The organism is Streptantibioticus ferralitis (genome assembly GCF_029223525.1).
GTDB lineage: Bacteria > Actinomycetota > Actinomycetes > Streptomycetales > Streptomycetaceae > Streptantibioticus_A > Streptantibioticus_A ferralitis.
In genome coordinates this window covers 44453-58907 of sequence record NZ_JARHTQ010000016.1, presented here as the reverse complement: position 1 = coordinate 58907, position 14455 = coordinate 44453, and the positions used below count along the sequence as shown (strand labels likewise).

The following is a 14455-nucleotide window of genomic DNA, read 5'->3' as shown; positions in this document are numbered from 1 at the left end:
GGACCACCGCATGCACTACTGCGAGCGATGCGGAAGCTACCTCGGCGGAGCACACGTCTGCCCAGCGTGTGGACTGCCCGTCAACGCCCACGCGATATGGATGGCGCAGCCGCAGGGTCCGCCCCAGCCCGGTCCGCATCCCCTCTACCAGAGCCACATCCCGCCGATGCCCGGGCAGCGGCTGGACGAGGCGTGGTCCCCTTCCCCACAGGGCGCTCAGCCGACCGGGCCCACCGCCGCCGCGCCCGGGGAAGCCGCGCCGACGGCATACGGACCCGAGGCATACGAACCGGAAGCGTACGAACCGGAAGCGTACGAGCCAGAACAGTACGAACCGGAGCAGTACGAGCCCGAGGAGGACGAACCCGGGGAGGACGAGCCCGCTCCCCCCGCCGCCTCGTCACGCCGCCGAGGCGGCGGCCGCTCACGCCGGGCACCGCGCCGCAGGGGCAGAACCGCCAAGCTGGTCCTGGGCGTTACGGGCGGGATCGTGCTGGTCGGCGTGGCCGCGACCATACTGCCGGGTGATCTGCTGCCGACCGGCTCGTCACAGGGGGACAACTCGCAGTCGGCGGCCTCGTCCGCCTCCGAGGCTCCGGCGGCGACGACCAGCGGGAGCCCAGCCGCTCCGCAGCAGTCGGCCCCCGTGAAGGGCACGACCCCGCCGAGCCCGTCGCGCTCCGCCAAGCCGCGTATGTCGGCGACGCCAACCGCCGCCGCGCACACGGCGGTTCCGGCGTCCGTGACCATGCCGACCGCCCCCGCACGTCCCACGACGGCGCCGCCCCCCGCTCCCACCCATGCGCAACCCACCCCGGCACCACGCCCCACACCGACGCAACCGCAGTCCTGCTTCCTCTTCTGGTGCAACTAGCGGCGGTCTGCCGGAGCTCGGCCGGGTTACGTCCGGTGCCGCACCGACGGTCCATGCCATGGAGCAGCCGGGCGCGACAGCGGCCCGGCACTCGGCTGTTGTGCGACGCTTGACGCGCTTGCAACCGTGGGCCGATCCAACGGGAGGGCACCCTTGGGCGAGAACAAGCGGCGCATGCTGGCCGGTGACTGGTACATCAGCGACGACCCCGAGCTGGCCGCGGACTCCGTACGCCGTGCCGAACTCTGCGCGGCGTACAACGCACCAGGTCCGTACGCTCCCGCCGAGCGCCGCAAGATCCTGGAACAGCTGCTCGGCTCGGTGGGTGAGGACGTGCGGATCCGGCCCCCGTTCCACTGCGACTTCGGCTACCACATCGGCATCGGGGCAGGTACGTTCGTCAACTTCGGCGCGGTCTTCCTGGACTGCGCGCCCATCACCATAGGCGCCTACGCGCAGATCGGGCCGAACGTGCAGCTGCTGACCCCGACCCACGAGCTGGACGCGGAGCGCCGGCGGGCCGGATGGGAAAGGGCGGACCCGGTGGTGATCGGTGACAACGTCTGGCTCGGTGGCGGAGTGATCGTCTGCCCCGGGGTGACCATCGGGGAGAACACCGTGGTCGGTGCCGGAGCCGTGGTCACCAAAGACCTACCGTCCGGCGTCCTGGCCGTCGGCAACCCGGCCCGGGTCATCCGCACCCTGGACGGACATCCGGGATGACCGGCCCAGGGCACTATGTGTCGCAACACCGCGACGCTCCAGCTCAGTTGCCCGGCACCGGCCGTTCATGGGTGCGCTCGACCGGCTCCGTCACCGTTTCGCCGTCCTCGGGCTCCAGACCTCCCAGGTCGAGCAGCGTCATCGCGTCATGGTCCCGGCTTCCGGGCGTGGCCATGTAGATGACCAAGCGCTGTCCGTCGGTGCGGTTCAGGTTCACCACCTCGTGGGTGAGGGTCATCGTGCCGACGGCCGGATGGTGGAAGGTCTTCGCGCCGTCACCGATCACCCTGACCTCGTAGCGCTCCCACAGCCGGTTGAAGTCCGGGCTTTTGACGATCAGCTCGCCGACCAGCGCGGCCAGATCGGGTGCGTCGGGGTCACTGCCCGCGACGGCCCGCAGTTGGGCCACGCACGCCTTGGCCTTCTGCTCCCAGTCCGGCCACAGCGTACGGGCGGTCGGGTGCAGGAACGTGTACCTGATCGTGTTGCGCTGCCGGGCGGGCCAGTTGGCCATGCCGTGCATCAGCCGCATGCCACCGGGGTTCGCGGCCAACAGGTCGTTGGTGCGGCTGACCACGTATGCCGGGCTGGGCCGGACCGTCTCCAGCAGTTGCCGCACGCTGGGGCGCACGGTCCGGGACGGCCGCGGGCGGGGCTCGGGGGCGCGCCGGGCCGCCTGGGCCGCGAGGTCGCGCAGATAGTCGCGCTCCTCGTCGTTCAGCCGCAACGCGTTGGCCAGCGCCTCGACCACAGCGGGGCTGGGACGGGTCTCCTTGCCGCGCTCCAGGCGGGTGTAGTAGTCGATGCTCACACCGGCGAGCGTGGCCAGCTCCTCGCGCCGCAGCCCGGGGGTTCGGCGGACTCCGGCACCGGTCGGCAGCCCGACGTCGGCGGGCTGAACGCCACCGCGGCGGGCCCGCAGGAACCGTCCCAGCTCGGTCTGCTCGGTCATGCCGCCCAGTCTGCCAGCGCAGCGGCGCGACATGGCAACGCGGTTGGGGGGCCGTATCACTCCCTGGCTGGCAGTACCCCGGAACATCGCGGTCTGCCTGAGTCGACGTGCACGCACCATTCTGGAGTGCGACGGCGGCGATCCGGCCGCACCAGCAGTCTGGGGGAGGACTCCGATGACCACGACCCTGCGCGAGCCCATACGCACCGCGCCACCGACCGCCGCACCGCGACCGGTGTCCGCCTCGCTCGTGCTCGGTACCGCCCTGCTGGGCTTCTTCGTCATCGGGTTGGACGCCTCGGCGGTGAACGTGGCGCTGCCCGCGATCGGGCGGACGCTGGGCGGAACGACGGCCGGTCTGCAATGGATCGTGGCCGCCTACACACTGATGTTCGCGGCCCTACTGCTGTCCGCCGGTGCGCTGTCCGACCGGATGGGCGCGAACCGGGTGTTCGCCGCGGGTCTCACGGCCTTCACAGCGGCGTCGGCACTCTGCGGCCTCGCGCCCGCGCTGGGCCCGCTGATCGGCGCCCGGGTGATCCAGGGCAGCGCGGCGGCGGTCATGCTGCCTTCCTCACTCGCCCTGGTACGCCAGGCCTTTCCGGAGGCGACCGAGCGCGCCAGGGCCATCGCCCTGTGGACGGTGGGCGGTGCCGTCTCGACGGCGGCCGGTCCGGTGGTGGGTGGGGCGCTGACCAGTTCGCTGGGCTGGCGGTCCATCTTCTTCCTCAACCTGCCGGTCGGCCTGGTCACGCTCGCGGTGCTGGCCCGGGTGCCGCGCTCACCGCGCCGCGCCGCCTCCCTTGACCCGCTCGGGCAGCTGACCGCCGTGATCGCGTTGGGGGCCATGACGTTCGGGGTGATCGAGGGCGGCACGTCGGGCTTCGGCAGCCCGACCGCAGCCGTCAGCCTGCTGGTCGCGGTGCTGGCGATGGCCGCCTTCGTACTGACCGAGGCCCGCGTCGCCGAGCCGATGGTGCCGTTGAACCTGTTCCGGTCCCGTACGGCCACGCTGTGCCTGGTGATCGGCTTCGCGGTCAACGCGGCGTTCTACGGGACGGTGTTCGTGCTCGGCCTGTTCTTCCAGGAGGTTCTCGGCCAGTCCGCGGTCGCCGCCGGACTGATGTTCCTGCCGATGACCGCGCTGGTCGCCGGGGCGAACGTGGCCTCCGCCAAGGCGGCGGCCCGCTTCGGGCCGCGGCTGCCGATCACCGTGGGTCAACTGGTCTGCGCGCTCGGCCTGTTCAGCCTGCTGGGCGTGGACGCGCACACCGACCAGCTGCTGACCGCCCTGCTGCTCGTCCCGGTCGGCATCGGCCTCGGCTTCGCCGTGCCGTCACTGACCGCCGCGATGCTGAGCGACATCGCCGCGGACCGTGCCGGGATGGCGGGCGGTGTGTTGAACGCCGGTCGGCAGACCGGCGGCGCGCTGGCCGTGGCGGCCTTCGGCGCGCTGGTGGCCCACCGGGCGTCGTTCGTCTCCGGCATGCACATCAGCCTGCTGGCAGCCGGCGTCCTGCTCCTCGCTACGAGCGCCGCGGCACTCGCCCTGCCACGCAGCCGACGCCGCTGAACCGGCCCCGGCGGCCCGGCACCGTTCCGCACACCGGGCCCGCCCGACGGACCTCTTGGAGGCGGCCTCCACAACCCCCCAGGGGATGTGGAGGCCGTCAGATCAGCCCGTCGGGCGGGCTCGGTGGGCTCGCCCCAAGAGAAACGTCCGCGGTCAGGCGGCCGTGGTGCGCTCCAGGAGCGCCAGGCAGGACGCCACGGTGGTGGCATCCGGCTTCGGTTCGGGGAGTCTGCCGTCGGCGGCCTTCAGCTCGGACATCGCGCGCTGCATGGCGTCCTGGGCGGCGAACAGGCACGGAGTGCTGTAGATGGCGACGTTGACGCCGAGCTCACCGAGTTCAGCGAGCGACAGCCGAGGCGACTTACCGCCGCCGATCTGGTTGAACAGCAGCGGCTTGTCGCCGATGGTCTCCCGGATGGCGCGGATGGCCTCCGTGCTGCGTACCCCGTCCACCAGGATGACATCGGCAGCCGTGGCGGCCAGCGCCTTGGCCCGGCGCAGGATCTCGTCCTCGTCCGTCGCGTCGGTCCGGGCGACGACCACCAGATCGCGCCGCGTCTCCAGCACCGCCTGCAGCTTGTCGAGGTACTCCTCGAGCGGCAGCACTTGTTTGCCGTCCACATGCCCGCACCGGCGCGGTCGCTTCTGGTCCTCCAGGATCACGCCGGAGGCGCCCACGGCTTCCAGCTGCCGTACGACATGGCATGCCACATGCGTGTCCACATACCCGTCGTCGATGTCCACCAGCAGATGGACATCGGGGAAGGCGCCCCTGATGCGCTGGGCGAAGGAAACGACATCCGGCCAGGCGATGTATCCGATGTCGGGAAGTCCGTAGTGCGAGGCAGCCAACCCGAAGCCGGACAGGAACAGGCCGTCGTAGAACTGCGTCGCCACCGCCGCGGAGTGCATGTCATGTACACCGATCAGCGGCGTGGCGCCAGGCTCGTTCACCGACTGCCGCAAAAGAGTTCCGTACTGTGTCATCCCGGATTCCCCTCACGCTCGGATAGCCGGTCCCGTAGGGTTTCGGAACCGCGCTCGACGAACGTATGCGCCCGGGGGTGAGATCCTCCTCCGAGCAGTGCAAACAATCCGTTTACCAACTCCGTTACGTTAAGCCGATAATGCGCCAGCGGGTAAGCCGTCGAGGTGGCCGGAAACCGCGATCAGGACACTCCGGGAAACATCCCGCTGATCTAATGGACGGCATGGCGCTGGCGGAACTTTTGGTGGTGGAGGACGACGCCGAGATCGCGTCAGAACTCGAACAGGCGCTGACCGGACACGGGTACAGCGTGCAGCACGCACACAGTGGAATGCAGGCCGCGGAGGCGGCACTGCGCCGCACTTGGGATCTGGTGCTGCTCGACCTCGGACTGCCGGACATCGACGGGGTGACGCTGTGCCGTCGACTGCGCTCCTGTCTGCCGATGGAGACCGTCATCGTCGTGCTCACCGCCCGCACCCAGGAATTCGAGGTCATCGTCACGCTGGACGCCGGAGCGGACGACTACCTCACCAAGCCGTTCCGCATCACCGAACTCCTCGCCCGGCTGCGCGCGCACCTCAGGCGGCGCGCCGTGGCCGCCGGGCCGCAGGTGATGCAGGTCGGCGCGACCCGTATCGACCGGCACGCCCGCCGGGTGTACGTCGGCCCTCGCGAAGTACCGTTGCGGCCCAAGGAGTTCGACCTGCTGGCCACCCTCGCGGCGGCCGCGGGCACGGTCGTACGGCGCGAGCACCTGATGGCGGAGGTGTGGGACGACAACTGGTTCGGCTCGACCAAGACCCTGGACGTCCACATCTCGGCGCTGCGCCGCAAACTGATCGACGCGGGAGAGGCCCCGGAGCGCATCACCACCCTGCGAGGCACCGGCTACCGCCTCGAACAGGACACCTGAGCACGGGCCCTTCCGCCGGAAGGGCTCACCGCACGGGGAGCAGCAGCATGAACACCGGGCCAGGACCGGGCCGTCTGAGGACCAGACGGCCCCCCTCTGCCTCGGCGAGCGAGCGGGCCAGCGCCAGCCCGATCCCATGGCCACGCTGCCGCGGAACCGCGAAGGCCGCATCCCCGCCACCGGCCGGGCCGGGCCCCTCGTCACCGACCTCCAGCGCCACCCCGGCTCCGACGTCCGCCGCCACCAGGCTGATCTCGCCGCGGCCGTGGGCCAGTGCGTTGTCCAGCAGCACATCCACGATCTGCAAAATGGCGACGGCCGACGCCCGCACCGCGGGCAGATCCGGTTCGCACCGTACGACCAGTGTGCGCCCGGCGTCGCCGATCGCCTCCCGGTGACGTCCGGCCGCCTGTTCGAGAAGTTGAGCGACGTCGACCGACTCCGCGCTGCGATGCGTGTCGCGGGACAGGTGCAGCAACTCCTCCACGGTCCGACCGAGTTGGTCGGTGCGGCGCAGCGCGGTGGTCAACGACTCGCGCGGCACCGGCCCGTCCTGCTCCAGCGCCCGTTCCAGGCCCAGGATGAGAGCGGTCAGCGGCGTGCGCAGCTGGTGGGAGACGGCGGTGCTGAACCGCCTTTCCCGTTCCAGCAGTTGCCCCAGCCGCTCGGCCGTGGCGGTCAGCGCCTGGCCCACCGCGTCGGCCTCCCGGATGCCGCTGCGGGCCGGCTGGATGCTGAAGTCCCCGTCGCCCAGCGCCCGCGCGGTGGCGGTCAGTCGCTCCAGCGGTATCGCGATGCGGCGCGCCAGATGCCGGGCGAGGAGGGCGGACAGCGCCACGGCCACCGCACCGAGCGCCGCGAGCAGCAGCCAGACGCCCAGAGTGCGATCGGTGACGAAGTCCCAGGGCAGCCAGGCCCGGACCACCGCGACCACCGCGCCGTTCCTCGACACCGGCGCCGCCACCGCGAGTTGGTCGTCCTCCACCGCCTCGTGCAGACGACCGTCGCGCGCTTCCAGCACCACGTCGGAGAAGTCGGGGCCGCGGCCCTCCAGCCGGTGCCCGGACGGGCTGTAGACCGCGACATGGGTGTCGGGCGACCGGCTGTTGGGGAGAAGTGGGCCGGCGTGCCCGGCGCTCTCCGGGACCGGCAGGGAGAGCGCCGCCCAGACGGCGTTGCGCTCCACGGTGACCACGGCGTTGCTGCGGTAGATCCGATGCACCGTGACGGCCAGCGGCAACGTGAAGACCAGCACCGCACACGCCGTGACCGCCACGATGGACACCAGCACCCGGCTGCGCAGGGAAACCGCTCGCACCGGAATGCCACGGCCGCGCCGGCGTCCGCGCATCACGGCGCGGTGGTTTCCCCGGGACCGCCGCGGTGGCGGTCGGCGCCGCGGGCCGTCGGTCCCCGGGACGCGGGCCCGGAGCGACGCCGCGGGGCGGGCCTCGTTAACGCTCCGGAACGGCGAGCGGAATTCTCCGCGCCGCCCCGATCCGGCAGAGCAGAAATCGACGCAATCACCGCACAGACGATATGGCACAACCGCAGCCCCAGTACGCGACGCGGATGCGGATCACCTACCGTAGTCCGACGATGAAGACGAGGCGGTTCGGACACGGGAGATGAGGAGGTAGGCGGGTGTGCCCCGATGCTTCCGGCCGGGACGACGCCGACGCGCTGAACGCCGACGCCCTGCTCGACGCCGCCGCCACCGCTCTCGCGGCGGGCAGCGCTGACCAGGTGCTGCGCAGCGTGCTGATCGACACCGCCGCCGGGGTCGTCATCCTCGATCCGCAGCTGCGCCACCTCTACGCCAACCCTGCCTTCACCCGCATGACCGGGGTACCGGCGGCCGACCTGATCGGCAGGACCCTGGTGGAGGCGCTGCCCGAAGTGGCCGACCGACCGGACGTACAGCACCTGGTGCTGGACGACGGACAGCCGAGGGAAGCGGTGATCAGCGGCCGGGCCCGCACCGACGCACCCGACGAGCGCCGGTGGTGGCACGGCGCGTACCACCGGTTGACGGCCGGCGACCAGCGGTTCGGGCTGGTCGGGATCATGCTGGAGGTCACCGGCTCCCGGCAGCAGCAGCACGACCTGGAACAGGCCCGCGCCCGTCTCGCGCTGCTGGACGCCGCCGCCACCCGGATCGGCACCACGCTCGACGTGGACGTGACCTGCGCCGAACTGGCGGACTTCACCGTTCCGCGGCTGGCCGATCTGGCCACCGTCGAGGTCTTCCCGTCCGACGCCGCGCACGGCCCCGTGGCCAGGGCGGGGGCGCTGCGGTTGCGCCGGGCCGCGCTGGCCTGCGTACCGGCGCTGGACAGCCGGGCGGCGGCGCTGGGGGTGACCGGCGAGTACGTCCGCCATCCGCACGGCTCCACCGTGCAGCGCTGTCTGGAGACCGGCACCCCGGTGGTGTGGCAGCTGGGGCGCGACGACGAGCCCGGCGACGCCTGGCCGGAGGCGGAGCATGTGGCGGAGTACCGGGCCATCGGGATCCACTCACTGCTCGTCGTACCGCTCACCGCCCGCGGCCACGCCATCGGCGTGGTGACCCTGGGGCGGGCCGGGGACATGCCGCCGTTCACCGACGAGGACTCGGTGCTCACCCAGGACCTGGCAGGTCGCGCCGCCATCAGCATCGACAATGCCCGCCGGTACACCCACTCGCAGGGCATCGCCCTGGAACTCCAGCGGGCACTGCTCGCCGAGCCGGGCAGCCCGCACCCCAACCTGGAGATGGCCTCCCGCTACCTGCCGTCCGGTACCAGCGCGGTGGTCGGCGGCGACTGGTACGAGACCATCCGGCTGCCGTACGGGCGGACCCTGCTGGCCATGGGCGATGTGATGGGCCACGGCATCGAGGCCGCCGTCGACATGAGCAACTACCGCTCGATGCTGCGCTATGTGGCCGGCACCGATCTGCCACCGCACCGGATCCTGCGCCAGCTCGACACCCTGATCTGCGAGGAGAACGAGTCCGGCCGCCCGGCCACCTGCCTGCTGGCCCTGGTCGACCCGGCCCGCGGCCGCTGCGCGTTCTCCAGCGCCGGGCACCTGCCGCCCGCCCTCCTCGCCGAGGACGGCAGCATCCAGCTCCTCGACGTACCGAACGGTCCGCCGCTCGGCAGTTGCTTCGGCGGCTACGACCTGGTGACCAGCGACCTCCTGGCCGGCCAGGTGCTGCTGATGTACACCGACGGCCTGGTGGAGCGGCGCGGCGAGGACATCGACGTCTCACTGGCCCGGCTGGCGAACCTGAAACTCTCGGTCGCCGGTGACCTGGACGACCTGCTCGACGAGGTGCTGCGCGGCTTGGTGCCGCAGGCCGCGGAGGACGACATCGCCGTCCTCGCCGCCCGGCTGCGCCCGCGACCGGCCGCGCAGGACAGCGAGCCGACCTGACCCGCGCCGCACCCGGGCGCTACCAGTTGCGCACCTCGTGCGCCCAGGCCTGCAGCCCCGCGACGAAGCCGTGCCGTTCATCGGCGGAGAGCGCGTCCATGGCACGCAGCAAGGGCGCCGCACGCACCGCGACGAAGTCCTCGACGACCGGGCGGCGCTCCATCGGCAGCGCCACCAGGGTCCTGCGGTGGTCGGCGGGGTCCTCCCGGCGGGTCACCCAGCCCGCCCGGTTGAGGTCGCCGACCAGCTCACTCGCGGTGGACAGCGACAGGCCCATCCGCCGGGCCAGATCGGTGACGCCGATCGAATCCTGGGCCAGCAACTGGGTCAGCACCGCACCGTGCCGGGCGGTGAGCCGATGGCTGCTGAACGCCTCCCGCAGTTCCACCGGCATGTCCGTGTGCGCCCGCCGGAAGAAGGCCGCCAGCAGGGGTACGAAGCCGAGGGCCTCCTGGATCTCCCGGGGGCGAGGCCGGGCGGTGGGCTCGGGAGCGATCTTGTTGGTCACGGGAGGGAGTGTATAGCTTGGATATACGAAGTATTCGGATACCGGGTATCGGAAGGCGGGCACAGTCAGTGACCAGTCACGTCATCAGTTACGGAGACGCCGTCAACGACGCCCTGGAACGGATGGACGACCTCGGCTACGAGCGCGGGGCGCAGGGCGACCTGGCCAATCACGGCCCCATGGGCGCGGAGGCGCTGGCCGTCATGGGCCACGGGGAACAGGTGGCCGCCTGGGTGGAGGGATACCGGCACGCCATGCCGCATCACGAGCCACCGGCACCGCGCTTCGCGCTGGACCCGGCCGACGAGGCCTCATGGCGGCCCGCGCTGGGCACGTTCAACCGCGCGGGCGACTGGGAGCGGTTGTTCGAGCGCGAACTGGCCGACCGGCCGTGGCGCGATGTGCTCGCCCGATGGTGGGGTCGGCTGCTGCCCGGCACGCTGGCCGGGCTCACCCACGGAATGATCCGTACCGCACACGCCGTACGCGGCCTTGCCGCCACACCGCACCCCAGCGCCGCCCAACTGACCGAGTTCGCCCGGGGCTTGGCCTACTGGGCGGCCCGCTACACCGGCCTGCCCGGCGAGGCCGCCTTCCAAGGCCCGTACGGCACGCAGGGGTCACCGGGCTCTGGGCGGCTCGCCGACGCGGTGGCTGCGCTGCCCCGCCGGCCCATGACCGCACACGTCACCCGCGGCGGCGCCGCCGAACGGCTGCGTGCGGTGGACGAGTTCGCCGGCTACCGCGAAGCGCTGCACGCCTTGGCCCCGGCCGATCCGCAGTTGCTGCTCAGCGAGATGACCGCCGAGTTCGCCGGGATATACCTCGCGCATCCCGAGGTCTTTCCGGTGCCGCTGATCCATGGTGTCACCGCGCCCGCGGCCGCCCGGCTCGTACTGCCCCATCTGCCCGCGGAGTTGCACACACCGACGCTCGCCGCCCTGTGGCAGGTGCACGTCGCACTGCTGCTGGCCTTCACCGGTGATCGGCAGCACGAGGAAGCCGTCGCCGGCACGGCGCGCGAAACCCCCGTTCCGGCATTCGACGAACTGGCCGCCCGCGCGCTGGAGCACCAGGACGAGCACGTCATCAAGTTCACCGAAGCGTGCATACGCGAGCACGCCCTGCGGCCCGACCCGCGATTCGCGGCCGCGGTACTCGCGGCGCAGCAGCGCATTCCGCGCCGCTGAATATCCATGGCCACCCGAATCGGTTGATCTTCGAACAGCGCCACCTGAACAATTGCGGCAGCGTCCGAGTGCGGCCCCACAACCCGTTACGGGACCGCCAGCCAGCGAGCAGACCGGAGATATGCCGATGGATACGTCAGCGGTGGACTGCCAGCGCCAGCCTGTCGTTCTCGACCCTTCGGGGCATGACATCCACGCCGAAACCGCACGGCTACGCGAGCGCGGTCCGGTGGTTCCCGTCATACTGCCCGGCGGAGTACCGGCATGGTCGGTGACAAGCCATGAACTGATCAAGAGATTGATGACCCATCCCAGCGTTTCCAAAGACGCCTACCGGCATTGGCCAGCCTGGATCAACGGCGATATACCCCGGGACTGGCCGCTGTCCCTGTGGATTTCCGTACGCAGCATGATCACGGCCTATGGAGCGGACCACACACGGCTGCGCAAGCTGGTGTCCACGGCGTTCACCGCACGCCGCACCGCGGCCCTGCGGCCGCGCGTCGAGGAGATCACGGCCGGTCTGCTGGACCGGCTGGAAGGGCTTCCCCCCGGCCAACCGGTCGACCTGCGCGCCGAGTTCGCCAGCCCGCTGCCCATCCAGGTGATCTGCGAGTTGTTCGGCATCCCCACGCAGGCACGGGACGCACTGCGCCATACCATCGATCTGACGTTCATGACCGCGTTGACGGTGCAGGAGGCGCAGGAGAACGGCGAGCGGCTGTACCAGATGCTGGACGAGCTCGTCACGGCCAAACGCGCGGCGCCCGGGGCCGACCTGACCAGCGGTCTGATCGCCGCCCGGGATGACGGCGACGGCTCCGGACTCAGCCGGCAGGAGCTGGTGGACACACTGCTACTGATGATCTCCGCCGGGTACGAGACGACGATCAACCTGATCGGCCACGCCGTTCATCTGCTGCTGACCCATCCGGAACAACTGCGTATGGTGCGCACCGGCGAGGTCTCCTGGGCGGATGTCATCGAGGAGACCCTGCGGGTGGAACCGCCGGGCGCGAACGTGCCGTTGCGGTACGCGGTCGAGGACATCGAACTGGGCGGCGTGACGATACCCAGGGGGGACGCGATACTCGTCTCCCTCGCCGGGGCGGGCCGTGACCCCGAGCAACACGGCTCCGACGCCGACCGTTTCGACCCGGCACGTCCCACCCGCCGGGACCATCTCTCGTTCGGCCACGGGGTCCACCGCTGCCTGGGAGCGCCGCTGGCACGGCTGGAGGTCTCAGTGGCGCTTCCCGCGCTGTTCTCCCGGTTCCCCGATCTCGCCTTGGCCGCGCCCTCGGAAACGCTGGGAAGCCTGAACTCGTTCATTTCCAACGGTCATCGGCGGCTTCCGGTTGTGCTGGGCGACCACAACCGGCTTCCGGTTGTGCTGGGCGACCACAACACCGTCGAACAGGCGACTAGTTGAAATGCCGTGCGTTCTCGGCCGCCCAGGAGCGAAAGGTTCTGGGCGGTCGGCCGGTCACTTCCAGCACGGTGGAATCCACCTGCGCCTTGCTGCCGCTGCGAGCCCGCTCGGCGCTGTCCATGAGGGCCTCGACCACCGGTTCCGGATACCGGCGCCGAAGGCCTTCGCGGACCTGGTCCGCGGTGAGCTGTTCAAAACGCAGCGGTCGGCCGAGTGTTTCCGCGAGTTGGGCGGTCTGTTGCCGCACGGTGAGCGCCTCCGGGCCGGTGAGCGAATACACCTGGCCCTCATGACCCGGTTCGGTCAGTGCCCGGCAGGCCACTTCGGCGATGTCATCCGGATCGACACAGGCGTTGGGCGATGAACCGTCCAGCGCGCGCACGACGCCCTCGGCACGAATGGAGGGCGCCCACGACAGGGTGTTGGTCATGAACGCCCGCGGCCGCAGAACGGTCCAGCCAAGGCCCGAGGCGCGTAGCCGGTCCTCGTTGGCACGGTGCCAGTTGGTGATGAGGTCGTCCGCGTCCGGATGACCGACCGCGTGCGCGGAGAGCTTGACCAGCCGCCGCACCCCCGCGGCCCGGGCCGCGTCGATGAAATCGGCGTCCTCCTGGGGGCGTTGCGGGTTGTTGGTCACCAGGAACGCGGCACGCACCCCGGCCATCGCCTCGTCCAGCGACGCGCGGTCCCCGTAGTCCCCGCGGACGACCTCCACCAGCGGTCCCGCGACCGCCACCCGGTCCGGCCGCCGCGCCAGGATGCGCAGCGGACCGCGGTCCACCAGCCGCCGCGCGATCCGGCCGCCCACCGTTCCCGTCGCACCGGTGACGAGGATCATCGCGGCCTCCGGTCACGGGGCTCATCGGGGACGGCGGACGCGAGCGTGGCGAGGAACACGAGCTCATTGTCCTGATGTCCGCTGACACGTACCGCAGTGCCCCCCGCGGCGTGGGTGCGCAGCGGGCTGGCCGCTATCCAGCAGGGGCTGCCGTGTTCGGCGTAGCGGTGGAACGCGACGTCCACGGTGGTCGGGGCGAAGGGAGTGAACGGGGCTGCGGCGTAGGCCGCTTGGCGGGCCGCTTCCAGCAGCAGCATGCCCGGTACATGGTCGTTCGGACGGTGGAAGTGCGAAGGGTGGCTGGTGTCGACGCGAAGTTGCCAGGTCCGCTCCTGGGGGACGGGGGCCAGCGCCACGTCCCCGATGACGGAGCGGCCGACCGATCGCGGCGGCACGGCGGGGAGCAGCGGCACCGCGACCCCCGCGGCGGCCAGCCGGTCGCCGCGCAACCGGGCGTAGACCTGTGGGCTTGTACAGGTCAGCCGGGCCTTGCCGGTCGCCAGCAGCCGGCCGGAGCGCCACAGGGCGTATTCGGTACGCATGCTGGACAGCCGGTTGCCGCGCTGCTGGACTTCCGTACAGGTGACCACCGCCTCGACATCGTCGGACCGGCTGTCCAGCGCGAGCCGTTCCACGTCGTCGACGGTGTACTCCAGTGACCACATGACGAAGTGATAGCCAAGCGGAACCCCCAATTCCGCATGGGCCAGAAGTATCGTGGCCTGTCGCATCGTCTCCGCCACCAGCAGAGCGTCATGGCGGCCGTGCACCGGCGCGAAGCACCTGTGGTCACGCGGCCAACGGACCGACACCGAGAAGCGGGAGTCATCCAGGCGCGTCCACCCGGTCGGAAGAACCTCACGTTCGGAGGTCCTGTGCACCAGTTCCCTGGCCACCGGAACAGTCACGTCCGGGGCGGTCATGCACCGCGCCACCCCCGGAACGAAATCGTCCACAGGTCTTCCGGTACAAAGCCGCTGCGTCATACATCCCCCCTGGGATCTGCACTCACAGGGCGAGACGCCCCGCGCTGCTAACATA

13 protein-coding genes are annotated in these 14455 nt (G+C 71.0%); 7 read left to right on the top strand and 6 right to left on the bottom strand.

Annotated features, from left to right (window positions below; translation table 11 throughout):
- The first annotated feature begins 100 nt into the window (after window positions 1–100).
- Both P2L57_RS23165 and P2L57_RS23160 read left to right on the top strand, forming a co-directional pair.
- Complete coding sequence (locus tag P2L57_RS23165; protein ID WP_275817612.1) at window positions 101–874, top strand: hypothetical protein; 774 nt, start codon at window positions 101–103, stop codon at window positions 872–874.
- A 153-nt stretch (window positions 875–1027) separates the two neighbouring features.
- A complete protein-coding gene (locus P2L57_RS23160) occupies window positions 1028–1597 on the top strand; it encodes a sugar O-acetyltransferase (RefSeq protein WP_275817610.1) in 570 nt (189 codons plus the stop codon).
- Window positions 1598–1640: 43 nt separating this feature from the next.
- Here the strand turns inward: P2L57_RS23160 and P2L57_RS23155 are convergent, their stop codons facing one another.
- Entirely contained in the window at window positions 1641–2549 is a 909-nt protein-coding gene (locus tag P2L57_RS23155; RefSeq protein ID WP_275817608.1) for a helix-turn-helix transcriptional regulator, read from the bottom strand.
- A gap of 175 nt (window positions 2550–2724) precedes the next feature.
- On the opposite strand from P2L57_RS23155, the gene P2L57_RS23150 reads away from it, so the two are divergent.
- Window positions 2725–4122 (top strand): MFS transporter, encoded by a 1398-nt coding sequence (locus P2L57_RS23150; RefSeq protein WP_275817606.1) that lies wholly within the window; start codon window positions 2725–2727, stop codon window positions 4120–4122.
- A gap of 153 nt (window positions 4123–4275) precedes the next feature.
- Here the strand turns inward: P2L57_RS23150 and P2L57_RS23145 are convergent, their stop codons facing one another.
- The gene (locus tag P2L57_RS23145; protein WP_275817603.1) at window positions 4276–5109 is read right to left on the bottom strand and encodes an isocitrate lyase/PEP mutase family protein; all 834 of its coding nucleotides are present in this window, start codon (window positions 5107–5109) and stop codon (window positions 4276–4278) included.
- Window positions 5110–5333: 224 nt separating this feature from the next.
- On the opposite strand from P2L57_RS23145, the gene P2L57_RS23140 reads away from it, so the two are divergent.
- Window positions 5334–6026: a response regulator transcription factor gene (locus P2L57_RS23140; RefSeq protein WP_303656588.1), complete on the top strand. Its 693-nt coding sequence runs from the start codon at window positions 5334–5336 to the stop codon at window positions 6024–6026.
- Between the two features lie 25 nt (window positions 6027–6051).
- On the opposite strand, the gene P2L57_RS23135 is transcribed toward P2L57_RS23140, so the two are convergent.
- On the bottom strand, window positions 6052–7377 hold the full coding sequence (locus tag P2L57_RS23135; protein WP_275817601.1) for a HAMP domain-containing sensor histidine kinase: 1326 nt from the start codon (window positions 7375–7377) through the stop codon (window positions 6052–6054).
- Between the two features lie 293 nt (window positions 7378–7670).
- Between P2L57_RS23135 and P2L57_RS23130 the strand changes: the two genes are divergently transcribed.
- Window positions 7671–9446 carry a SpoIIE family protein phosphatase gene (locus P2L57_RS23130; protein WP_275817599.1) on the top strand — a complete coding sequence of 592 codons (1776 nt, stop codon included), beginning with the start codon at window positions 7671–7673 and terminating at the stop codon, window positions 9444–9446.
- A 19-nt stretch (window positions 9447–9465) separates the two neighbouring features.
- Here P2L57_RS23130 and P2L57_RS23125 read toward each other — a convergent pair whose 3' ends face one another.
- Complete coding sequence (locus tag P2L57_RS23125; protein ID WP_275817597.1) at window positions 9466–9954, bottom strand: MarR family winged helix-turn-helix transcriptional regulator; 489 nt, start codon at window positions 9952–9954, stop codon at window positions 9466–9468.
- A 68-nt stretch (window positions 9955–10022) separates the two neighbouring features.
- Between P2L57_RS23125 and P2L57_RS23120 the strand changes: the two genes are divergently transcribed.
- Both P2L57_RS23120 and P2L57_RS23115 read left to right on the top strand, forming a co-directional pair.
- Complete coding sequence (locus P2L57_RS23120; protein ID WP_275817595.1) at window positions 10023–11144, top strand: questin oxidase family protein; 1122 nt, start codon at window positions 10023–10025, stop codon at window positions 11142–11144.
- Window positions 11145–11265: 121 nt separating this feature from the next.
- Window positions 11266–12576 carry a cytochrome P450 family protein gene (locus P2L57_RS23115; RefSeq protein WP_372515866.1) on the top strand — a complete coding sequence of 437 codons (1311 nt, stop codon included), beginning with the start codon at window positions 11266–11268 and terminating at the stop codon, window positions 12574–12576.
- Here P2L57_RS23115 and P2L57_RS23110 read toward each other — a convergent pair.
- Together P2L57_RS23110 and P2L57_RS23105 are read right to left on the bottom strand one after the other, a co-directional pair.
- Window positions 12569–13414: an SDR family oxidoreductase gene (locus P2L57_RS23110; RefSeq protein ID WP_275817591.1), complete on the bottom strand. Its 846-nt coding sequence runs from the start codon at window positions 13412–13414 to the stop codon at window positions 12569–12571. The two genes, P2L57_RS23115 and P2L57_RS23110, sit on opposite strands and share 8 nt — an antisense overlap.
- Window positions 13411–14337, bottom strand: a complete 927-nt coding sequence (locus P2L57_RS23105; protein WP_275817589.1) for a ScbA/BarX family gamma-butyrolactone biosynthesis protein — start codon at window positions 14335–14337, stop codon at window positions 13411–13413. Before P2L57_RS23105 ends, P2L57_RS23110 begins: the two co-directional genes overlap by 4 nt.
- Between the last annotated feature and the right edge of the window lie 118 nt (window positions 14338–14455).

Excerpts from the sequence above, each read along its gene's own strand:
- P2L57_RS23150 (WP_275817606.1), top strand. The coding sequence starts at position 2,725 with ATGACCACGACCCTGCGCGAGCCCATACGCACCGCGCCACCGACCGCC.
- P2L57_RS23115 (WP_372515866.1), top strand. The coding sequence starts at position 11,266 with ATGCCGATGGATACGTCAGCGGTGGACTGCCAGCGCCAGCCTGTCGTT.
- P2L57_RS23165 (WP_275817612.1), top strand. The coding sequence starts at position 101 with ATGGCGCAGCCGCAGGGTCCGCCCCAGCCCGGTCCGCATCCCCTCTAC.
- P2L57_RS23110 (WP_275817591.1), bottom strand. The coding sequence starts at position 13,414 with ATGATCCTCGTCACCGGTGCGACGGGAACGGTGGGCGGCCGGATCGCG.
- P2L57_RS23145 (WP_275817603.1), bottom strand. The coding sequence starts at position 5,109 with ATGACACAGTACGGAACTCTTTTGCGGCAGTCGGTGAACGAGCCTGGC.
- P2L57_RS23140 (WP_303656588.1), top strand. The coding sequence starts at position 5,334 with ATGGCGCTGGCGGAACTTTTGGTGGTGGAGGACGACGCCGAGATCGCG.
- P2L57_RS23105 (WP_275817589.1), bottom strand. The coding sequence starts at position 14,337 with ATGACCGCCCCGGACGTGACTGTTCCGGTGGCCAGGGAACTGGTGCAC.
- P2L57_RS23135 (WP_275817601.1), bottom strand. The coding sequence starts at position 7,377 with ATGCGCGGACGCCGGCGCGGCCGTGGCATTCCGGTGCGAGCGGTTTCC.
- P2L57_RS23155 (WP_275817608.1), bottom strand. The coding sequence starts at position 2,549 with ATGACCGAGCAGACCGAGCTGGGACGGTTCCTGCGGGCCCGCCGCGGT.